This window comes from Modestobacter sp. SSW1-42, assembly GCF_046635825.1.
In the GTDB taxonomy this organism is placed as follows: domain Bacteria; phylum Actinomycetota; class Actinomycetes; order Mycobacteriales; family Geodermatophilaceae; genus Modestobacter.
In genome coordinates, this window is the sequence record NZ_JBISCA010000003.1 from 641,069 (window position 1) to 661,607 (window position 20,539).

Annotated in this window: 20 protein-coding genes and 1 riboswitch; of the genes, 7 read left to right on the forward strand and 13 right to left on the reverse strand. The window is 75.2% G+C overall.

The features are described from left to right. Positions 1-6: 6 nt before the first annotated feature. The 3 genes from ACGBYP_RS13400 to ACGBYP_RS13410 all read right to left on the reverse strand — a co-directional run bounded on the left by ACGBYP_RS13400 (position 7) and on the right by ACGBYP_RS13410 (position 2,951). Entirely contained in the window at positions 7-612 is a 606-nt protein-coding gene (locus tag ACGBYP_RS13400; protein ID WP_411584833.1) for a hypothetical protein, read from the reverse strand. Between the two features lie 29 nt (positions 613-641). Beyond that, positions 642-1,748 carry an NAD(P)-dependent alcohol dehydrogenase gene (locus tag ACGBYP_RS13405; protein ID WP_411584835.1) on the reverse strand — a complete coding sequence of 369 codons (1,107 nt, stop codon included), beginning with the start codon at positions 1,746-1,748 and terminating at the stop codon, positions 642-644. A 144-nt stretch (positions 1,749-1,892) separates the two neighbouring features. Next, positions 1,893-2,951 (reverse strand): SDR family oxidoreductase, encoded by a 1,059-nt coding sequence (locus ACGBYP_RS13410; protein WP_411584837.1) that lies wholly within the window; start codon positions 2,949-2,951, stop codon positions 1,893-1,895. Between the two features lie 86 nt (positions 2,952-3,037). Here ACGBYP_RS13410 and ACGBYP_RS13415 point away from each other — a divergent pair, with 86 nt between their 5' ends. Beyond that, entirely contained in the window at positions 3,038-4,096 is a 1,059-nt protein-coding gene (locus ACGBYP_RS13415; protein ID WP_411584840.1) for a DUF3616 domain-containing protein, read from the forward strand. Between the two features lie 8 nt (positions 4,097-4,104). On the opposite strand, the gene ACGBYP_RS13420 is transcribed toward ACGBYP_RS13415, so the two are convergent. Further along, positions 4,105-4,947, reverse strand: coding sequence for a hypothetical protein (locus tag ACGBYP_RS13420; protein WP_411584843.1), 843 nt, complete (start codon positions 4,945-4,947; stop codon positions 4,105-4,107). 124 nt (positions 4,948-5,071) lie between these two features. Here ACGBYP_RS13420 and ACGBYP_RS13425 point away from each other — a divergent pair, with 124 nt between their 5' ends. Beyond that, the gene (locus ACGBYP_RS13425) at positions 5,072-6,802 is read left to right on the forward strand and encodes an amidase (RefSeq protein WP_411584846.1); all 1,731 of its coding nucleotides are present in this window, start codon (positions 5,072-5,074) and stop codon (positions 6,800-6,802) included. A gap of 34 nt (positions 6,803-6,836) precedes the next feature. Here ACGBYP_RS13425 and ACGBYP_RS13430 read toward each other — a convergent pair whose 3' ends face one another. The 4 genes from ACGBYP_RS13430 to ACGBYP_RS13445 all read right to left on the reverse strand — a co-directional run bounded on the left by ACGBYP_RS13430 (position 6,837) and on the right by ACGBYP_RS13445 (position 12,179). Then, positions 6,837-8,312 carry a mannitol dehydrogenase family protein gene (locus ACGBYP_RS13430; RefSeq protein WP_411584849.1) on the reverse strand — a complete coding sequence of 492 codons (1,476 nt, stop codon included), beginning with the start codon at positions 8,310-8,312 and terminating at the stop codon, positions 6,837-6,839. Positions 8,313-8,395: 83 nt separating this feature from the next. After that, positions 8,396-9,241 (reverse strand): HDOD domain-containing protein, encoded by an 846-nt coding sequence (locus tag ACGBYP_RS13435; RefSeq protein ID WP_411584851.1) that lies wholly within the window; start codon positions 9,239-9,241, stop codon positions 8,396-8,398. A 58-nt stretch (positions 9,242-9,299) separates the two neighbouring features. Beyond that, on the reverse strand, positions 9,300-11,372 hold the full coding sequence (locus ACGBYP_RS13440) for a putative bifunctional diguanylate cyclase/phosphodiesterase (protein ID WP_411584854.1): 2,073 nt from the start codon (positions 11,370-11,372) through the stop codon (positions 9,300-9,302). Between the two features lie 156 nt (positions 11,373-11,528). Next, complete coding sequence (locus tag ACGBYP_RS13445) at positions 11,529-12,179, reverse strand: TIGR04222 domain-containing membrane protein (protein WP_411584856.1); 651 nt, start codon at positions 12,177-12,179, stop codon at positions 11,529-11,531. A 118-nt stretch (positions 12,180-12,297) separates the two neighbouring features. Here ACGBYP_RS13445 and ACGBYP_RS13450 point away from each other — a divergent pair, with 118 nt between their 5' ends. The 3 genes from ACGBYP_RS13450 (at position 12,298) to ACGBYP_RS13460 (ending at position 15,025) form a co-directional block, all read left to right on the forward strand. Further along, positions 12,298-13,185, forward strand: coding sequence for a helix-turn-helix domain-containing protein (locus tag ACGBYP_RS13450; RefSeq protein WP_411584859.1), 888 nt, complete (start codon positions 12,298-12,300; stop codon positions 13,183-13,185). A gap of 77 nt (positions 13,186-13,262) precedes the next feature. Next, positions 13,263-14,405, forward strand: coding sequence for an LLM class flavin-dependent oxidoreductase (locus ACGBYP_RS13455; RefSeq protein WP_411584862.1), 1,143 nt, complete (start codon positions 13,263-13,265; stop codon positions 14,403-14,405). Continuing rightward, positions 14,405-15,025 (forward strand): FMN reductase, encoded by a 621-nt coding sequence (locus ACGBYP_RS13460; RefSeq protein WP_411584865.1) that lies wholly within the window; start codon positions 14,405-14,407, stop codon positions 15,023-15,025. The genes ACGBYP_RS13455 and ACGBYP_RS13460 overlap by 1 nt, the downstream gene beginning before the upstream one ends. Here ACGBYP_RS13460 and ACGBYP_RS13465 read toward each other — a convergent pair. The 5 genes from ACGBYP_RS13465 to ACGBYP_RS13485 all read right to left on the reverse strand — a co-directional run bounded on the left by ACGBYP_RS13465 (position 15,012) and on the right by ACGBYP_RS13485 (position 18,781). Further along, positions 15,012-15,497: a VOC family protein gene (locus ACGBYP_RS13465; RefSeq protein WP_411584868.1), complete on the reverse strand. Its 486-nt coding sequence runs from the start codon at positions 15,495-15,497 to the stop codon at positions 15,012-15,014. The two genes, ACGBYP_RS13460 and ACGBYP_RS13465, sit on opposite strands and share 14 nt — an antisense overlap. Positions 15,498-15,573: 76 nt before the next feature. Beyond that, positions 15,574-16,173 (reverse strand): YceI family protein, encoded by a 600-nt coding sequence (locus tag ACGBYP_RS13470; RefSeq protein WP_411584871.1) that lies wholly within the window; start codon positions 16,171-16,173, stop codon positions 15,574-15,576. A gap of 89 nt (positions 16,174-16,262) precedes the next feature. Further along, a complete protein-coding gene (locus ACGBYP_RS13475; RefSeq protein ID WP_411584874.1) occupies positions 16,263-17,249 on the reverse strand; it encodes a transglycosylase SLT domain-containing protein in 987 nt (328 codons plus the stop codon). Positions 17,250-17,265: 16 nt separating this feature from the next. Next, a riboswitch (cyclic di-AMP (ydaO/yuaA leader) is annotated at positions 17,266-17,417 on the reverse strand. 153 nt (positions 17,418-17,570) lie between these two features. Further along, complete coding sequence (locus tag ACGBYP_RS13480) at positions 17,571-18,218, reverse strand: class I SAM-dependent methyltransferase (RefSeq protein ID WP_411584877.1); 648 nt, start codon at positions 18,216-18,218, stop codon at positions 17,571-17,573. 5 nt (positions 18,219-18,223) lie between these two features. Then, positions 18,224-18,781 (reverse strand): universal stress protein, encoded by a 558-nt coding sequence (locus tag ACGBYP_RS13485; protein ID WP_411584880.1) that lies wholly within the window; start codon positions 18,779-18,781, stop codon positions 18,224-18,226. A gap of 216 nt (positions 18,782-18,997) precedes the next feature. On the opposite strand from ACGBYP_RS13485, the gene ACGBYP_RS13490 reads away from it, so the two are divergent. Beyond that, positions 18,998-19,390 (forward strand): cupin domain-containing protein, encoded by a 393-nt coding sequence (locus ACGBYP_RS13490; RefSeq protein WP_411584882.1) that lies wholly within the window; start codon positions 18,998-19,000, stop codon positions 19,388-19,390. A gap of 36 nt (positions 19,391-19,426) precedes the next feature. Further along, entirely contained in the window at positions 19,427-20,338 is a 912-nt protein-coding gene (locus ACGBYP_RS13495; protein WP_411584885.1) for a Dyp-type peroxidase, read from the forward strand. The last annotated feature ends 201 nt before the right edge of the window (positions 20,339-20,539 follow it).

Below are 20,539 nucleotides of genomic sequence, written 5' to 3' on the forward strand. Positions count from 1 at the left end.
CGCCGGTCAGTCGGGGAACACGTCCTGGTGGGAGTACAGCAGCTCGCCGTCCTCGTCGTCGGCGGCCTCGCCGGCGTCCCGCTGCGAGCCGACCACCAGCACCGACCGCGCCGTCGACCGCAGGCCGGGCTCGCCGCCCAGGGCGCTCCAGCCGCCGGCACGGGCCAGCCGCGCGAGCGCCTGGCCGAGGTCGGGCTCCCCCGCCGCGGTCAGCACGGCGGCCTCGTCGGTGACCTGCAGGTCGTGGCGCTGCAGCACCGACACTGCGGTGACGCCGGAGAGCTCGGGCTCGGCGGCGGGGACAGCGGGGCCGTCGGGGGCGTCGGGGGCGTCGAGGTCGATGCCCAGGTCGATGACCTCGTCCTCGGCGTAGGTGTGCAGGACGCCGAACGGGAAGTCGTTGCCGGTCAGGTCGAACTGGGCATCCGCGTAGGCCAGCACCGCCGGGAGCAGCCGGTCGTGGGCGGCGAGCACCTCGGGGACGCCGTCCTCGCCGGTCACCGCGGACACCGCGGCGGCGTGCGCGGTCACCGCCGCGGCCAGCTCGGCCGCGGCGGCGCGCAGCCGCTCGGCGTCGGCGGGGGTCCACTGGGTGAGGTCGTCGTCAGCCACGACGCGACCGTACGGCCCGCGCCGCGGCGTCAGCCCTGCGGCATCGTGATCACCGGCTTGACGACCTCGCCGCTGTAGGAGGCCTCCATCGCCTCGGTGATCCGGTCCAGCGGGAACCGTTGCACCAGCCGGTCGATCGGGAACCGGCCGGTGGCGTAGAGGTCCATCAAGGCGCCGATCAACGGCCCGCTGCGGCCGCTGCCGCCCAGGGTCCCCACGATCGACTTGCCCCAGAGCGTGCTCATGTGGTCGGCGGTGAACTCCGCGCCGGCCGGCGCCCCGCCAATCAGGATGACCTTGCCGCGCATCCCGACCGAGTCGATGGCCTGGCGGACCACCGGCAGGATGCCGGTGCACTCCAGCGCGAAGTCGGCCGGCCCGCCGCAGATGTCGGCGACCGCCTGCACCGGGTCGGTGTCGCCGGCGTCGACCACCTCGGTGGCGCCCAGCTCGCGGGCCAGCTGCAGCCGGGACGCGTGCCGGTCGACGGCGATGATGGTGGTGGCCGCGGAGTTGCGGGCGGCCATGACCGCGGCCAGCCCCACGGTGCCGACCCCGTAGACCACCAGCGAGGCCCCGGGCAGCGGACGGGCGGTGTTCAGGACCGCCCCGGCGCCGGTGGCCAGGCCGCAGGCCAGCGGGCCCATGAGGTCGACCGGCAGCCCCTCGGGGACCGGCACCAGCGACGTCGCCGTGGCCAGCGCGTGGGTGGCGAACGAGGACTGCCCGAAGAACGCCCCGGCCAGCGGGTCACCGCCGGTGGTGCGCACGCCGGAGGTGCCGATCGGGCGGTGGCCGCTGAAGGCCAGTGCCCCCAGCTCCAGGCAGTACCGCGGCTCGCCGTCCAGGCAGTTGCGGCAATGCCCGCACCAGGGCCAGCCCATGACGACGGCCTGCCCCTCGCGGACGTCGGTGACCCCGTCGCCGACGGCGACGACCACCCCGGCGCCCTCGTGGCCGAGCACGCCGGGCAGCGGGAAGGGCATGTTCCCCTCCCGGGCCAGCCCGTCGGTGTGGCAGAACCCGGTGGCGGTGACCTGCACCAGCACCTCGCCCGGGGCGGGGTCGTCCAGCTCGACGTCCCGGAGGACGAACGGTGCGTCCGGCTCCTCGACGACGGCGGCGGATGCTCTCATCGTGCGCTCCCCGCGCCGGACCGGCCGACGACGGCCGCGCCGGCGCACCCGCGGACCGTCGCGCCGCGGGCGACCCTGCCCGCGGCGTGCCCGCAGTCTGCCCGCGACCGCGACGCGCACGACGGGCGCGACATGTGTCGCGGCTCAGCGCAGCGGCGGGATCACCTTCCGGTCGGCCAGCTGACCGAACAGCTCCACGAACCGGTCCTCGGTGTCCAGGCAGTCGGCGAACCCGGCCTGGCGCAGCTTGATCGTGGAGCTGACGTTGTCGAAGCCGGAGGTGAAGATGAACTCTCCGAACTCCCAGCCGACCAGGTCCTCGAACGGCGTGGGCACCAGGTCGTGCCGGGCCGCCAGCCGCTCCCAGACGTCGCGGCGGCCGGCCATCGCCTCGGGCAGCGGCACCGGCTGCGGCTCGGCGTGCTCCATGCCGAAGGCGCGGGCGAAGGCCGGGAACAGGTGCCGCCAGCGCACCTGGTCGCCGTTGGTCACGTTGTAGACCTCGCCGTCGGCGGCCGGCTCGGCGCCGGCCCACACGGTCGCGCGGGCCAGCAGCTCGGCGTCGGTGACCTGGTACAGGGCGTCGTAGGCAGCCAGGCTGCCCGGGAAGCGCAGCGGCTGGCCCAGCTCCTTGCTGATCGCGGCGTAGGCGGCGATGACCATGAGCAGGTTCATCGGGTTGCCGACGGCGTAGCCGATGACGCCCTCGGGCCGCAGCACCGTGAGCCGGAAGCCGCGCTCGGCGGCGACCTCGCGGAGCAGGTCCTCCTGGTCGTAGTAGAAGTTCGGCTGGACGATCCGCGGGTCGCGCTCCTTGGCCGGGGTGTTGAAGAAGCCCATGTGCGCCCCGTAGGCCTTGCCGCCCTGGTACAGGGTCACGTGCTCCAGCGGGGCCCCGGCCGCGGCCAGCCCGTCCAGGGTGTGGCGCAGCATCCCGACGTTGACCTCCGACAGCTCGGCGGCGGTGGGCCGCTCGGCGTAGGCACCGAACACCAGGTGCGTGGTGTCGCCCGCCCCGGCCAGCCCGTCGCGCGCGGCGTCGGCGTCCCGCAGGTCGACGGCCAGGTGTTCCCAGCCGGCCTCCCGGGGAGCGCGCCGGCTCAGCCCGCGCACCCGCCGTCCGGCCCGCTCGTACTCCGCGGCCGCGGCCGACCCGATCACCCCGCCCGCGCCGGTGACCAGCACGCTGCCCTGCTCGCTCATCCGCTGCACTCCCTCGTCTCGACCACGTCCTCCCGCTCATGCCCGGGACACCGGTGCCCAACCGGTCGGTCTGCCAGGCTGGCGGGGTGGGCATCGAACGCACGGTCCGGCTCTCCTTCTCCGCCGGCGCCCGCGCCGCGGGCACGCACACCAACCTCTCCGCCGTCCGCAGCGACGGGCCGGTGCTGTGGGTGGCCGGCGACGAGACGGCGACGGTGGAGCGGCTGGTCGCCGACGACGCCGGCGACCATGCGGGACAGGCCACCTTCCGGCTCGCCGACCTGGTCGACCTGCCGGGCGAGGACGACGACGAGGAGGCCGACGTCGAGGGCCTGGCCCGGCACGGGGACTTCCTGTGGGCGGTCGGCTCGCACAGCCTGCGGCGGAAGCGGATCAAGGGCCACCACGAGGGCGACAAGGCGCTGCGCCGGCTGGCGAAGGTCAGCGGCCAGGCCAACCGCCAGGTGCTGGTGCGCCTGCCGGTGGCCACCGTCGACGGCCTGCCGACGCCGGTGCGCGCGCTGACCGTCGACGGCCTCGAGCACCGGGCCGCGGTGTTCGGCGCGCACGGGGAGGACCTGCGCGACCTGCTCGCCGACGACGAGCACCTGGCGCCGTTCCTGCCCATCCCGGGCAAGGACAACGGCCTGGACGTCGAGGGCATCGCGGTGGCCGGCGACCGGGTGCTGCTCGGGCTGCGCGGCCCGGTGCTGCGTGGCTGGGCGGTGGTGCTGGAGCTGCGTCCGGAGACCGACCCGGACCACCCGTCACGGCTGCGGTTGCGGCCGTTCCCCGACGGTCGCCGGTACCGCAAGCACGTGCTGCGGATGGCCGGGCTGGGCGTGCGCGACCTGTGCCCGCACGGCGACGACCTGCTCGTGCTCGCCGGTCCGACGATGGACCTCGACGGCCCGGTACGGGTGTACCGCTGGCACGACGCGCTCACCGTGGAGGCGCCGCAGGTGGTGCGCGGGGAGGCGCTGACCCGGGAGCTGGAGCTCCCGTTCGGCGACGGCGACGACCACGCGGAGGGCATCGGCCTGCTCGGCGGGGACCGGCTGCTGGTGGTCTACGACAGCCCCGCGCCGGCCCGCCTGCACGAGCACGGGGTGGACGCCGACGTGGTGCGGCTGCCCGCGCGCTGACCGGGGGCTCAGCCGCCCAGCGCGGCGAGGGTCGCCCGCACCTCCGCGGCGGTGACCGGCTCGACCGGCAGCTGCGACAGCAGCGGGGGCACCTCCTCGGGCAGCAGCCCCTCCGCCAGCAGCACGTCGAGCAGCCGGTCGGCCTGCGCCGGCGGCACCGGCAGGGTGAGGCCGGAGCCCCGGAGCGCGGCCTCGGCCAGGAAGAGCGCACCGGCCAGCTCGTCGGCCGCCGGCCCGGTCGGCGGCGGGACCGGCGCCGCGGCGCGGGTGACCGCCTCGGCCGCGCGCACCAGCGACAGCGGCAGCCCCTCGGCCTCCACCTCGACCAGCGGCACCGCGCCGATCGCGGCCAGCACCAGGTGCTCGGCGTCGATGCGCAGCGGGGCCTCCCACTCCCCCACCCGCACGACCTCGACCAGGTCGCCGCCGTCCTCGCCGAGCTCGTCGAGCAGCTCGGCCCACGTGAGGGCACGCGTCGCCCGGGCCCGCTCGGCGGCCTGCACGCAGGTGTCGAGCACGAAGGGCTCGACCAGCTCGCGGTCGAACCGCTCGGCCTGCACCACGCCGTCGGCGCCGATGGCGTTGAGCGCGTCCTGGAAGCTGCCGGGGCGGGCGTCGCCGAGCTCGAGCCGACCGTCCTCCTCGCCGCCGAGCGGCTGGCCGTTGGCGGCGCGGGCGCCGAGGGTCGAGCCGCTGGGCACCACCTTGCCGCGCACCCGCTGGAAGTGCGGGCGGTCCGACAGCCCCACCGCCCAGGCGCACGCCTCGGCGATCAGGGCGGGGGTGCGCTCGCGGAGCACCTCGCGGCACAGCAGCGCCATGGGGTCGGGGCCGAAGTCGCTGTCGATCACCCCTCCACCATGCCCCGCCGGGACGGAGTCCGACCACCGTTGCGCACCGACCCGGCGGGCGGGCCGCCGCGGGCCTAACGTGAGCCGGGACACCCCGGACCCGTAGCGAGCCCTGGAGCAGTCCATGCGCGCCGACCAGCACCGTCGTCCCCGTCCGCTGCGCCGCCCCGTGGGGGTCGCCGCCGCGGCGGCCGCCGCGGCGCTGCTGCTCCCGGCGAGCGCGGTCTCCGCCACGCCGCCCGACCGCGCCCCGGTCGCCGTCCCCGCCGTCGTCGGCGCCGGGTCGGTGCCGGTGCGCGGCCTGGACCTGGACGCGCTGACCATCCCGGAGCTGCAGCAGCGGATGGACGCCGGGCAGCTGAGCGCCGTCGATCTCACCCGCGCCTACCTGGCCCGCATCGACACCCTCAACCCCGACCTGGGCGCGGTCCTCAGCGTCAACCCGCACGCCCTGGACGATGCCGCGGCCAGCGACGCCGCGCGCCAGCGGCAGCAGGCGCGGGGCCCGCTGGAGGGCATCCCGGTGCTGCTCAAGGACAACGTCGACACCGAGGCGATGCCCACCACGGCCGGCTCGCGGGCGCTGCTGGGCAGCGAGCCCGACGACGCGACGATCACCCGCCGGCTCCGCGAGGCCGGGGCGGTCGTGCTGGGCAAGGCCAATCTGTCGGAGTGGGCCAACTTCCGCGGCGCGGCCTCCACCAGCGGCTGGAGCGGCGTGGGCGGGCAGACGGCGAACCCCTACGTGCTCGACCGCAACCCCTGCGGCTCCTCCTCGGGCTCGGCGGCCGGGGTGGCGGCCTCGCTGGCCCAGGTGGCGATCGGCACCGAGACCGACGGCTCGATCGTCTGCCCGGCCGGCGCCAACGGCGTGGTCGGGCTCAAGCCCACCCTGGGCCTGGTCAGCCGCACCGGCATCGTGCCGATCTCCGCCGAGCAGGACACCGCCGGCCCCATGGCCCGGCACGCCGTGGACGCCGCACTGGTGCTCGAGGTGCTGGCCGGGACCGACGGTTCCGACGCCGCGACCGCCGAGATCCCCGCCGGCCTGGGCACCGACTTCGCCGACCTGGACCTCGACGCGCTGCAGGGCGCGCGGATCGGCGTCTGGACGCTCACGCCGGAGCAGTCCGCCGCCGTCGACGACCAGACCGAGGCCGTGTTCGCCGCGGCGGTGAAGGCGGTGGAGGCGGCCGGGGCGACCGCGGTGCCGGTGCAGCTGGCGTACCAGGACGAGATCGGCGCCGGGGAGACCCCCGCGCTCCTGGCGGAGTTCAAGCGCGACCTGAACGCCTACCTCGCCGCCACACCCGGCGACCACCCCGCCGACCTGGCCGGGCTGATCGCGTTCGACGCCCAGGACCCGGTGGAGCTGGCCTACTTCGGCCAGGAGCTGCTCGAGCAGGCGCAGGCGGCCACCGTGCCCGCCGACGACCCGGCGGTGCGCGAGACCCGCGACCGGATCCGGCAGCTGGCGCGCGCCTCGATCGACGAGGTGCTCGCCCAGGGCGCCGGCCCCGAGGACGACCTGGCCGCGATCGTCGGGCTGACCAACACCCCGGCCTGGCAGACCCGCTACCAGTACCTGGACGGCCAGGCCGACGCCTTCGTCTACAGCACCTCGGGCCCGGCCGCGGTGGCCGGCTACCCGAACGTGTCGGTGCCCGCCGGGTTCTCCGGACCGCGGGAGACGCTGCCGGTCGGCGTCTCGTTCTTCGGCGCCCGCTGGGACGACGCGGCCCTGCTGGACATCGCCGCCGACTTCGAGGAGCAGGCGGCGGCCCGTGAGGCGCCCGGCTACCTGCCCACCGTGGGCGCCGACCCGCAGCCGACGAACCCCGAGCCGGGCACCTGACCGGGCCGCGCCCCCGGCAGCTGGCGGGGGCGCGTCAGAGCGTGCCGCGGACGACGGCCTGCACGGTGGCCCGGGCGCCGTGCTCGGTCAGCGACCGCAGCGCCCGGAGGTAGGGGCGGGTGAACCGCTCGTCGTCGGCCAGGTCACCGAACACCTCGCGCAGCCGTAGGAACGCCAGCGGGTCGTCGTCCTGCCGGCGGGCCGCGGACCGCAGCGCCTCGGCCCGCGGGTCGACCATCTCCAGCTCCCGCCCGGCGTCGTCGGTGCCGGCCGCCCAGCGCGCCCAGCCCGCGATCGCGAGGGCCGCGGAGGTGACGTCGCGGCCGGCGGCGAGGTCCTCGCGGACGACGGGCAGCAGGAACTTCGGCATCCGCTCCGAGCTGTCGACGCACAGCCGGGCGAGGGTGTCCCGGACGTGCGGGTTGGAGAAGCGGCCGAGCAGGTCGGCGCGGTACTGCGCCAGGTCGATCCCGGGCACCGGCGGCAGCGTGGGCGCGGCCTCGTCGGTCATGTAGCGCAGCAGGAGGGCGCGCAGGAACGGGTCCTGGCACGCGTCGTGGATGAACGTGTACCCGGCCAGGCTGCCCAGGTAGCCCAGGCACTGGTGGCTGGCGTTGAGCAGCCGCAGCTTCATCAGCTCGTAGGGCCCGACGTCGTCGACGACCTGGACGCCGGCGTCCTCCAGCGGCGGGCGGCCGAGGGCGAAGTCGTCCTCCAGCACCCACTGCGCGTAGGGCTCCGCTATCACCGGCCAGCCGTCGTCCACCGCGAACCGGCGGCTCACCTCGGCACGCTGGGCGTCGGTGGTGCCGGGGGTGATCCGGTCCACCATGGAGTTCGGGAAGCGGACGTGCCCGGCCACCCACGCGCCCAGCTCGGGGTCGCGCGCCCGCGCGAAGGTCGTGAAGCTGTCGGCCGCGACGTCGCCGTTGCCGGGCATGTTGTCGCAGGACACGACGGTGAACGGCGGCACGCCGCGGGCGCGGCGCCGGGCCAGCGCCTCGACCACCAGGCCGAAGACCGTGCGCGGGACGGCGCCGGGCTGCAGGTCGGCGGCCACCCCGGGCTCCGTGGTGTCGAAGGAGCCGATGCCGGTGGTGTTGTAGCCGCCCTCGGTGACCGTGAGGGACACGATCCGCACCTGCGGGTCGGCCATCCTCTCCAGCACGGCCTCCGGGTCGTCGGGGGCGAGCAGGTACTCGACCACGGAGCCGATCACCCGGGCCTCGAGGAAGCCGTCGGGATGGGCGAGCACCAGGGTGTACAGCCCGTCCTGGGCGGTGAGGACGTCGCGCATCCGGGCGTCGGACGGCAGCACCCCGACCCCGCAGATCCCCCACTCCAGCGCCTGCCCCTGGTCCATCAGCCGGTCCAGGTACATCGCCTGGTGCGAGCGGTGGAAGCCACCGACGCCCAGGTGCACGATCCCGGTGCGCACCGCGCTCCGGTCGTAGCCCGGGACGGAGACCTCCGGGCCGAGATGGTGCAGGGTGCTCGCGTCCAGCCGCATCGTGACCACCTCCCCGCGGTGGTGACCGGGCAAACCCGCCCGCTGGACCGGCGGACCGGCCCGGCGGTGCGGCGGACCCGCGGCTAGGCGAGCAGGGCCTGCCGCAGCTCCGCGGCGTCCGTGCGGACCTGCTCCAGCACCGGGGCGACGTCGCGCTCGCGCAGCTGGCCGCAGCTGACCCGCTCGATGGGCACCTCGGCGTGGTCCCGGTCGACCAGCCGGCCGGCGACCTCGAACGCCGAACGCAGCAGCGCCCCGGAGAAGGAGGCGAGGTCCCCGACCTGCTTGAGCGGCTCCAGCATCCCGGCCGGGAAGCCCCACTGCTCCAGGGCCACCGAGGTCAGCCGCAGCGCGGAGATGCCGTAGCGCTGCACCTCCGCGGTGCGCCGCGCGTCGGAGGACCGCTCGGTCGCCCACAGCTCCGCGTAGCCGTCGGGGTCGTTGTGGTGCAGCAGCGCCACGCCCATCTGGGCGAGCAGCCCCAGGCATAGCGCGTCCTGGGGTCGCTCGGCGAAGCGCGGCGCCAGGGTCGAGGCGGCCAGCGCGAGGCTGGTCGAGGTCTCCCAGAAGTCGTCGGGCAGCCGGGACTCGTCGTCGAGGTCGGTCAGCGCCACGGTGGCCATCGTGCGCACGGTCGCGAAGCCGATCACGGTGACGGCGAACTGCAGGGAGGTCACCCGCCCGCGCATGCCGTAGAACGCCGAGTTGGCCAGCTTCATCACCCGGCCGGCGAGCGCGACGTCGCCGGCCAGGATGCGGGAGAGCTCCGCGGCGCTGGCGTCGTCGCTGTTGGCGATCGAGACGATGTGGGCGGCCACCGGGCGCTGCGCGGCCATGGTGTCGATGCTGGCCAGCACGCGCTCCAGGTCGAACAGCGGCGCGACCGCCAGCGAGGCGGTGGCCGGGGACGGGACGGCGAGGGAGGTCACGACGGCTCCAGTTCGGGAGTGCGGGGCGAGGCGGCGGGTCCGGCCGGACGGCGACCGGTCAGCCGGGCTCATGGGCCTCGGCGAACCAGGTGGCGGCATCGGCGGCGGAGAGCGGGGCGGCGAGGCTGAAGCCCTGCAGGTAGGTGGCGCCCAGGCGGGTGAGCTCCTCGGCCTGCTCGAGGGTCTCGACGCCCTCGGCGACCGTGCACAGCCCGAGGCTGCCGGCCAGCGCGATGATCGCGGAGGTGATCTCGGCGTGCCCGTCGGCCAGCTCGGCGACGAAGGAGCGGTCGACCTTCAGGCAGTCCAGCGGCAGGTGGCGCAGGTAGGCCAGCGAGGAGTAGCCGGTGCCGAAGTCGTCGATGGAGACCTGGACGCCGAGCTCGCGCAGCTGCTGCAGCACCGCGCGCGCCGAGGCCGGGTCCTTCATCAGGGCCGACTCGGTGAGCTCGATCGACAACCGGTGCGGCTGCAGGGCGTGCCGGTCCAGCGCCGACTGCACGTGGCCGGGGAGGTTGCCGTCCAGCTGCAGCGCGGAGACGTTGACGTTGGCCCGGCCGGGGGCGGCCTCGCCCAGCTGGGCGTCCCACGCGGCCAGCTGCCGGCAGGTCTCGTCCAGCACGAGCAGGCCCAGCCCGGAGACCAGGCCGCTCTCCTCGGCGAGCGGCACGAACGTGGCCGGGCTGATCGCGCCCCGCTCGGGGTGCTGCCAGCGGGCCAGCGTCTCCACGGCGACGGCCTGGCCGTCGGCGGTGCTGAAGATCGGCTGGTAGACGCAGCGGATGTCGCGGCGCTCGATGGCGTCGCGCAGGTCGGCGACCAGCCGCAGCTTGTCCCGGGCCGCGGCGCGCGCCTGCTGGTCCAGCACCGTGACCCGGCCCTTGCCGCCGGCCTTGGCCTGGTACATGGCGATGTCGCAGTCGCGGATCAGCTCCTCGGCCTCGACGTGCTCCCCGGTCTGCACGGTGACGCCGACGCTGGCCGTGGGCCGCACGTCGACCCCGCCCAGGGTCATCGGCACGCGCAGCGCCTCGCCGACCCGCTCGGCCAGGGCGACCGCGTCGTCCTGGCCGACGTCCTGGCAGACGACGACGAACTCGTCGCCGCCGAAGCGGGCCACCAGGTCACCGGGGCGCACGGTGGCCGTCAGCCGGTGGGCGACCTCGACCAGCAGCTGGTCGCCGGCGGCGTGGCCGAGGGAGTCGTTGACGACCTTGAAGTCGTCCAGGTCGAGGAAGATGCAGGCCAGCCGCCCGCCGCCGGGGGCGAACCGGTCGGTGACGTGCTCGGCGAGCAGGGTGCGGTTGGGCAGCCCGGTCAGCGGGTCGTGGTGGGCCTGGTGGGCCAGCCGCGCCTCGAAGGCCAGCCGCTCGGTGACGTCCTCGATCGTGCCGACGAACCCGGCGCCCACGCCCGGGGTGAACAGGTGGGAGAAGCGGATGACCGTCGTCCGCTCGGTGCCGTCGTCGCGGACCAGCCGCGCCCGGGCCTCGGCCTCCTCGCCGTCGAGCACGCGCACGACCTGCCCGACGACCCCGTCGAGGTCGTCGGGGTGCACGGTGGTCATCCAGCCGGTGCCCAGGAGCTGTTCGGCCTGCACGCCCACGAGGGCGCAGAAGGCGTCGTTGACGTGCGCCAGCCGCATGCCCTGCTCGGAGAGCAGCGTCGGCACCGGCGAGCGCTCGGTGAGGGTGGAGAAGCGGCGTTCGTGGGCGTCGGCGGTGGCGCGCAGCGCGCGCTCGGTCTCGTTCGCCGTCGACACCAGCCGTACGCTCCAGCGCCGGCCGGCCGCGGCGGGGACGGTGGAGACCACGCACTCGACCACCGCGCCGCTGGCGCAGCGGACCGGCAGCGACATCCGGACGGCGCGCTCCCGGCGCAGCAGCAGCTTCAGCTCGGCGGTGGTCAGCGAGGGCAGGAGCACGTCGAAGGACAGCGCCCGCAGGTCCGGCAGGCCGTAGCCCAGCAGCGCGAGCGCCTTCTCGTTGCCCCAGCTGACCCGCAGCACGCCGTCCACGGGCTCGACGACCAGGACCGCCATGACGTCGCTGACCCGCACGCCGTGGAACACCGTGGAGACGACCTCGGCGGACACCTCGTGCTCGTCCGCCACCCGCGTCCGCGCTGCCACGTGGTGTTCCCTCCCGTTGCCCGACCGGACGCATCGGTGCGTCCTGACCTGAGCCTCGGCGCCCCGGGCACCGCTCTCCAGCGCATCCGGCCGAACTCCCCCCAAGGTGGCGGTCCGCCGGCGGCGCCGGTCACAGCTCGTGACCGGCGCCGTGGGTCAGCAGCCGCCCCCACCGCCGTCCCCGCCGCCGCACCCGCCGCCGTCGCCGCCCCAGCCGCCGCTCCCGCCGTCCCCGCCGCCCCAGGTGAGGAAGGAGCCCGACGTGCTCGACGACCACGGCCCGTCGGACCGCCGGGCGCGCCCTCCCGGCTGCGCCCGGCCGGGCGCGGCACCGAAGACGAGCCGGCGGCGGGTCTGGTCGGCCATCGCGGCCACGCCGTCGAGCGCCACCCGGACGTCCTCCCCGATCCCGGGCTGCTGCCGCGCCTCGGCCAGCACCCGGCGTCCCTCGGGCGTGCGCACCCGGGCCGGCCAGGAGCGGGACAGGACGGCCCACGGGTTGCGCCGCAGCAGCCCTTCGGCCTCCAGCCGGACGGCGACGGCACCGACCCGCGGGTCGTCCTGCACCAGGGCGCGCACGGTCAGCGCCGAGCGCCGCGGGCGCGGGCGCGGGCCGACCGCGTCGAGCACGGCGGCCTCGACCGGGTGCGCCGGTGCGCTGCCGGCGACCCGGAGGAGTCCGCCGCCGTCGACCAGCAGGCGACCGCGCGCCAGCAGCGCGACCACCGCGGTGTCGGCCACGCGCTCCACCCCGCCGGCCAGCTGCGCGAGGTCGTAGGTGTGGGTGCGGGCCTGGGTCCTGGTCATCGCTGCCGTCCTCCCGGTCGGTGGGCCGCGGGTGCGGCCTGTGTCGGAAAGGTCGCAGCCCAGGCGTCAGGCCGGAAGGTCCCTTGCAAGATTGCATGCACGCAATCAAGCTGGCGCCGTGTCGGTCCACGAGACGCCCTCCGTCCGCGAGCGCCGGCTCGCCGCCGAGCTGCGGGTCCTGCGCACCGCCGCCCAGCTGCACGGCAAGGACGCCGCCGCTGCACTCGGCTGGTCACCGTCGAAGGTGTCCCGGATCGAGACCGGGCGCAGCGGCGTCTCCGGCGACGACCTCGAGCGCCTGGTCGAGCTGTACGCGGTGCCCGAGCAGCAGGCCGACCTCCTGCGCCGGCTGGCACCCTCGGCCCGGCCGCGCGGCTGGTGGGACGCCTACGCCGAGACCCTCTCCCCCGGCTACGCCAACCTGATCCGGATGGAGTCCGGCTCGCGGGCGCTGCGCTGCTACGGCGCCCTGGTCCCGCACGCACTGCTGCAGACCCCGGACTTCGCCCGCGAGGTGATCCTGTCCACCTGGACGCGGCCCGCCCCGGCCGAGGTCGAGCGCCGGGTGCAGGTGTGCCGCCGCCGGCAGGAGGTGCTCGACGGCGACCGGGCCGGCGGCGCGCTGCAGCTGTCCGCCGTCCTGGACGAGTCCGTGCTGCGGCGGTGCGTCGTCCCCGGCGACCCGGCCCGGGACGCCGCGGTCCGGCGCGGCCAGCTCCAGCGGCTGGCCACCGTCGCCGTCCGGCCGGGCGTGCGCCTGCAGGTGCTGCCGTTCGCCGCGGGGCTGCCCCCGGTCACCGCCGGGTCGTTCTCGGTGCTCGACTCGCTCGCCACCGCCACCGCCGACGTCGTCTACCTGGAGAACAAGACCCGGATCTCCTTCCTCGACGCCGAGGCCGAGGTGCACCGCTACACGCAGGCCTTCGACCTGATCAGCCGGATGGCGCTGGGCCCGGCGGAGTCGCTGACGATGATCGAGGCCGAGCTGGCTGCGCTGCCCGGCTGACCGGGAATGCCCCGCGGTGTGGGACGGTTCCACCGGCCAGTAGTTGCACTCTCAACCACCAGCGCGAGGAGCACGCCATGCAGTTCGGGGTCTTCACCGTCGGCGACGTCACGCCCGACCCGACCACCGGCCGGGCACCCACCGAGGCCGAGCGCATCAAGGCGATGATCGCCATCGCGCTCAAGGCCGAGGAGGTCGGGCTCGACGTCTTCGCCATGGGCGAGCACCACAACCCGCCGTTCGTGCCCTCCTCCCCCACCACCGCGCTGGGCTACATCGCCGCGCGCACCTCGACCCTGCAGCTGTCGACGGCCACGACGCTGATCACCACCAACGACCCGGTGAAGATCGCCGAGGACTACGCGATGCTGCAGCACGTCTCCGACGGCCGCGTCGACCTGACCCTGGGCCGGGGCAACACCGGCCCGGTCTACCCCTGGTTCGGCAAGGACATCCGCGACGGCATCCCGCTGGCGGTGGAGAACTACCAGCTGCTGCGCCGGCTGTGGCGCGAGGACGTCGTCGACTGGTCGGGGCAGTTCCGCACCCCGCTGCAGGGCTTCACCTCCACCCCGCGCCCGCTGGACGGCGTCCCGCCGTTCGTCTGGCACGGCTCGATCCGCAGCCCGCAGATCGCCGAGCAGGCCGCCTTCTACGGCGACGGCTTCTTCCACAACCACATCTTCTGGCCCAAGGAGCACACCCAGCGGATGGTCGAGTACTACCGCCGCCGGTACGCCCACTACGGCCACGGCGACCCCGACCAGGCGATCGTCGGCCTGGGCGGGCAGGTGTTCATCCGGAAGAACAGCCAGGACGCCGTCCGGGAGTTCCGCCCCTACTTCGACAACGCCCCGGTCTACGGCCACGGCCCGTCGCTGGAGGACTTCAGCTTCCAGACGCCGCTGACCGTCGGCTCGCCCGAGCAGGTGATCGAGCGGACGCTCGGCTTCCGCGACTACGTCGGTGACTACCAGCGCCAGCTGTTCCTCATCGACCACGCCGGCCTGCCGCTGAAGACCGTGCTCGAGCAGCTGGACATCCTCGGCGAGGAGGTCGTGCCGGTGCTGCGGCGGGAGTTCGCCGCCCTCAAGCCCACCCACGTGCCCGACGCCCCGACCCACGCCTCGCTGGTGGCCGCCGCCGGCGGCGCGCACGACACCACCGTGCACGCCCTGGACGACGTCACCGGCCGGACCGTGGAAGGGGCGCAGGCCTGATGGGCACCCGCACCCTGGCCGTGCTGAGCGCCGGCCTGAGCGTCCCGTCGTCCACCCGGCTGCTGGCCGACCGGCTGACGACGGCGACCGTGGCGGCGCTGCGGGCGCGCGGCGAGGGCGCGACGGTCGAGGTCGTGGAGCTGCGTGCACACGCCCACGACCTCGCCGACGCCCTCGTCACCGGCTTCCCCAACGCCGAGCTCCGGACGGCGGTCGACACGGTGGTGGGCGCCGACGGGCTCATCGCGGTCACCCCGGTCTTCTCCGCCAGCTACAGCGGCCTGTTCAAGACGTTCTTCGACGTCCTGGACAACGAGGCGCTGACCGGCAAGCCGGTGCTGATGGGGGCGACCGCCGGCAGCCCGCGGCACTCGCTGGTGCTCGAGCACGCCGTCCGCCCGCTGTTCTCTTACCTGCGGGCGGTCACCGTGCCGACCGCGGTGTTCGCCGCCGCTGACGACTGGGCCGGCGGCGGGGTCGACCAGACGCTGGCGGCCCGCATCGAGCGGGCCGCCGGCGAGCTGGCCGGGCTGGTCGCCGGGCAGCCGGTGACCAGCCGACCGGCCGACCCGTTCGCCGACCCGACGACGTCGTTCGAGGACCTGCTCAGGGGGCAGTGACCCCCACGGGGGCGGTGGCCGGACCGTCGGCCGCCGCCTCCAGCTCGGCGACGACGATGCGGCGCATGCCCAGCATCGCCTGCATCGCCCGGTGGGCCCGCTCGGGGTCGCGGTCGCCCAGCAGCTCGGGCAGCCGCACCGGCACGACCTGCCACCAGAACCCGTAACGGTCCCGGAGCCAGCCGCACATGCTCTCCTCGCCGCCCTCGGACAGCGCGTCCCAGTAGTGGTCGACCTCCTCCTGGTCGGCGCAGGAGATCGAGAGGCTGACCGCCCACGAGGCGACCTGCCCCGGACCGCCGTTGAGCCCCTGGTAGGGCTGACCGTCGAGCGTCCACTCCACGACGAGCGCCGAGCCGTCGGGGTTGCGGCGCACCGAGCTGACGGCCGAGTTCGGGAAGACCGACGTGTAGAACGCGGCGGCCTGCTCGGCCTGGCCGTCGAACCACAGGCAGGGTGTCTGGACGGGCATGGGAGGTCCTCTCCTCGTGGGTGTGCAGAGGAGACCACCCGCGGACGCCGAACTCATCGGCGTCCGCGCCCGGCGCTCAGCCGACCTTGATCGCCGAGACGTCGAACTCGATCTGCACGCGGTCGCTGACCAGCACGCCGCCGGTCTCGAGGACCGCGTTCCAGGTCAACTGCCAGTCGCTGCGCTTGATCGCCAGCGCACCCTCGAAGCCCACCCGGGTGTTGCCGAACGGGTCCTGCGCCGAGCCGGTGAGGGTGAAGTCGACGGACACCGACCGGGTGACGTCCTTGATGGTCAGGTCGCCGGTCACGCGGTAGACCTCGTCGTCGACCTGCTCGACGTCGGTGGAGGCGAAGCGCATCTCGGGGTAGCGCTCGACGTCGAGGAAGTCCGGCGAGCGCAGGTGCGCGTCCCGGTCGGGCGTGCCGGTGTCGATGCTGGCGGTGGCGATGCGCAGGTCGACGCTGCTGGCCATCGGGTGCGCCGTGTCGAGGTGGGCGGTGCCGGAGAACTCGGTGAACGCACCGCGGACGGTGGTCACCATCGCGTGCCGGGCCCGGACGCCGATCCGGGTGTGCGCGACGTCGACCGTGTAGTCGCCGGTGACGTCGGCGAGGGCACTGGTGGCGGCGTCGAAGTCCGTCACCGATCCCTCGGGTGCACGGTGCTTGCCCACGTTGCGCGCTCCTGGAGTCGGTGGGTGGAACGCGTCGATCGTGCACGACGGGTCCGACACCGGGAAGAGGGGGCCCGCTCCCGGTCCGGTCAGTACCAGCCGGTGGACTTCGAGTGGGACCAGGCGCCGCACGGCGAGCCGTAGCGCGAGTCGATGTAGATCAGCCCGGCGTCGATCTGGCGGTACCCGTCGGAGGTCTTGGCGATCCCGGTGCCCTTCCAGGTCGAGTCGAGGAACTGCGGGATCCCGTAGGCGGTGCTGCTCGGGTTCTGGGCGTTCGGGTTCCAGCCGCTCTCCTTGCCCCAGAGGTTCTCGAGGCAGGAGAACTCGCTGCTGCTGCCGCCGAGCTGGGCCCGGGCGTAGTCCTGGAAGGAGCCGGCCCGGCCCGAGGAGCTGCCGGCCGGGGCCTCGGCGGCAGCGGGCTCCGGGGCGGGCGCGGCAGTCGGCGCGCTCTTCTTCGTCGTCGCCGTCTTCGCGGCCGCCGCGGCCTGGGCGGCGGCGGCCTCCTCGGCGGCCTCCGCCTCCGCCGCGGCCTCCGCCTCCGCGGCGGCCTGGGCCTCGGCGGCCAGACGCGCCTCCTCGGCGATCCGGGCCTCCTCCGCGGCCTTGGCCTCGGCGGCGAGCCGGGCCTCCTCGGCGGCCTTGGCGTCGAGCACGGCCTGGTCGGCGGCGGCCTGCGCCTGGGCGGCGGCGGCCTGCTCGGCCTCGCGCTGGCTGCGGTTGCCGGCCAGCTCCCCGAGGCGCTCGCCGATCCGGCCCTGGGACAGCGTCACGTCGGCCTGGGAGGAGCTGAGGCCGAGCTGCGCGGCGACGCTCACCGGCTGGGCGGCAGCGTCCGCGAGGGCGTCCTCCTGGCCGACGGTCAGCACGTTGACCATGATCGCGCCGGCTGCGGCGACGGCGAGGTACAGCGCGGGACGGCGGAGCCCACCGGGGGGCAGCCGACGGCCGGTGCGCGGCGTGGCCACAGGGCTCGCCAGGACGGCGGTGGCCGGGGCGTCGGCGGCCGCGACGTCGAGGACGTCGGTGGCCGGGGACTGCTGGTGCGAGGCGCGCGCGATGGAGCGACGGGACATCGAGGGGGTGGACTCCGTGGTCTTCCGCGGCCGCCTACCGGGTTAGCTGACGGATTCGGGCGGGAAGGCGCCCTACGCGCACCGGGCGGGAGGCCCGGAGCGAGATTCACCCCAGTGCTGCGGTGGGTCCCCGGATCGCTGCTGGCAGCGACTCGGCGGCATCCGGTGCGGGCTCCCCGGGTGGGGACCTGACGTCCGACCGGACTCGGCCACGGTAGAGCCCGTGACGTGGTCGTGACAATCCCCGGATCGCGATTTGTGAGGATCTGCCACGTTTGACCAGGTGGGGAACGGGTCAGTCGGCGGTCTGTGACGGACGGCTCAGGGCAGCCGCCACACCGTCGTCCGGCGGACCTCACCACCGTCGGCGTCCGGGACGTCGTAGGCGGCCTGCTCCAGCAGCCCCTCCTTCGGCACGTAGGCACGGCCCGGGTCGCCGATGAACACGGCGGCGCCGCGCAGCCAGGCGGTGCCCAGGAAGGGCAGCACCCGGGCGGTCATGTCCCGGTCGTAGCAGACGTCACCGGCCAGGACGACGTCGACGTCCGGCGGGTCCTCGCCCAGCACGTCGCCGACGACCTCGACCCCGGTGACCCCGTTGAGCTCGGAGTTCAGCGCGATCGCCGCGTGCGAGTACGGGTCGATGTCACTGGCCACGACGCTGCCCGCCCCGGCCAGCAGCGCCGCCACGGCGACCAGCCCGCTGCCGGCGCCCAGGTCGAGCACCCGGCGGCCGGCCACCAGCTCCGGGTGGTCGAGCACGTGCCGGGCCAGCGCCTGCCCGCCGGGCCAGGCGGCGGCCCAGAACGGCGGGTCCTGACCGGCGCCCCCGCCCTCGGTCTCCATCGCCTCCCACAGCGCGACGACGTCGTCGGCGACGTGCAGCTGCACCTCGGGCACCAGGGTGGGCCGGGCGGGCGTCGTGTGCGCCCGCAGGAAGGACGGCGGGACCGCCCGCTGCTCCGGCACCGGGTTCAGCCCTCGCCGCCGTCGCGGACGACGGTGACCGCGCACGGGGCGTGCCGGGTGACCTGGTCGCTGACCGAGCCCAGCAGCAGCCCGGCGAAGCCCCCGCGCCCGCGCGCGCCGACGACCAGCAGGTCCGCGCCCCGGGCGGCCTCGATCAGGGCCTGCGCCGGGGCGGCGTGCACCACGTGGCAGGTGACGCCGGCGGCCCGCTCGGCGCCGAGCACGGCGACGACGTCGGCCTCCAGGTCGGCCTGGACGGCGGCCTCGTAGTCGGCCAGCGGCGGGACGTAGCCGGGCTCCCAGCTGGCCGGCTGTGGCGCGGTGACGATCCGCCAGGCCCGCACGACGTGCAGCGGCCAGGACGCGCGCTCGGCGAGAGCGGCGGCCCAGACCAGCGCGTCGCGCGCGTGGTCGGAGTCGTCGTGCCCGACCACGACCCCGCCGGTGACGGCCGCCTCGGTGGCCACGGTGTCGGTCTCGGTGCCGGTCAGCTCGGCGGCCGCCTCGTCCCGCTCGGCCTCGAGTGCTGCGTCCGCCCGGGTGTTGCCTGCCTGGTCGCTCACGACGTCCTCCTGTGCCGGTCCACCTGCCCGGCCGCGGCCGGGCGCCAGGACGCCCTGGCCTGCACAGCCTGTCCTACCGCACCGGCGGCCGTGCTCCCAGGTGCCGGTGGACGGTTCGAAGATCACCTCGGATCGCGCACGGGGCCGCGGTGCTCTTGACTGGACGACGACCGGCGGCAGCCCCTGCCGCCCGCACCGAGGAGGAGGACGAGGTCCGTGGAGCACTTCACCATCGCCACCGTCGCCGAGCAGAGCGCCGACTTCCGCCGGGTCCTCTGGACCGGCGAGCACACCCAGCTCGTGATCATGACCATCCCCGTCGGTGGTGAGATCGGCGAGGAGGTCCACGAGGTGGACCAGATCCTCACGTTCGTCAGCGGCACCGGGACGGCGAAGGTCGGCGGCCAGGAGAAGAAGGTGGCCCAGGGCGACCTGGTCGTCGTCCCGGCCGGCAAGAAGCACAACTTCCTCAACACCGGGGTCAACCCGCTGGTGCTCTACACGGTCTACGGCCCGCCGGAGCACGCCGACAAGGCCGTGCACAAGACGAAGGAGGAGGCCGACGCGCTCGAGGAGGCCGGCAAGGACGAACCGCCGACCGAGGGCTGACGCCGGCGCCTGGGGCAGAGGGGGCAGGCTGGTCGGGTGACCGCACAGCCCGGCGTCTTCGCTCTCGGCACCCCCGAGCACTGCTACCTCGAGCTCGACCTCGAGCCCGGCCGCACCGCGGAGGACCTGGTCCGCGGGGTGGCCGGGCTCACCGGCCCGCTGTCGACGACCGGCGGCGTCAACGTCGTCGTCGGGTTCCGGCCCGAGCTGTGGGCCGAGGTCGCCCCCGACGACGCCCCGGCCGATGCCGCCGGCTTCACCGAGGACCTGGTCGGCCCCGGGCGGTTCCGGATGCCGGCCACCCAGCACGACGCCTGGGTGTGGGTCGCCGGGGGCAACCGGACCGCGGTGTTCGACAACGCCCGCGCCGTGCTGGCCGAGCTGGCCGGCGTCGCGCACGTGGCCGCGGAGGTGACCGGCTGGCTGTACCAGCACGACCGCGACCTCACCGGGTTCATCGACGGCACCGAGAACCCGTCGCTACTGACCGCCGCCGACGTCGCGACCGTCCCGGCGGGCGAGCCCGGCGCCGGGGCCAGCGTCGTGCTGTACCAGCTCTGGCGGCACGACACCGCGACCTGGGAGTCGATCGGGGTCTACGGCCAGGAGATGAACCTGGGCCGCACCAAGGCCGACAGCGTGGAGCTGCCCGCGGACGTGATGCTGCCCAGCGCGCACGTCGCCCGCACCACCGTCGAGGTGGACGGCGAGGAGCGGCAGATCTTCCGGCGCAACGTCGCCTACGGCGGCGTCACCGACCACGGGACGGCGTTCGTCGGCTTTGCCCGGGACCGCTGGCGGCTGCACGAGATGCTCCGCCGGATGGCCGGGGTGACCGACGGCATCCGGGACGGGCTCACCCACTACCTCACCCCGCTCACCGGGGCGTACTACACCTGCCCGTCGATCGACGCGCTCGCCCGCCTCGCCCCACCCGACGAGGACTGAGCCCGCCGGTGACCGAGGCCCGGCCCGAGCCGGAGGGCGGCGACCCGGCGTGCTGGCTGGACCGGGTGTGCCCCGCGTGCGGCCGGCTCACCGAACGGACGGCCGACGGGCGCTGCGCGTCCTGCGGGGAGCCCTGGGACTGACCGGCCATGTTCGGGACGGCGTCGTCGGGTAGGAGTGCGGCAGCCGAGCACCGGCGTC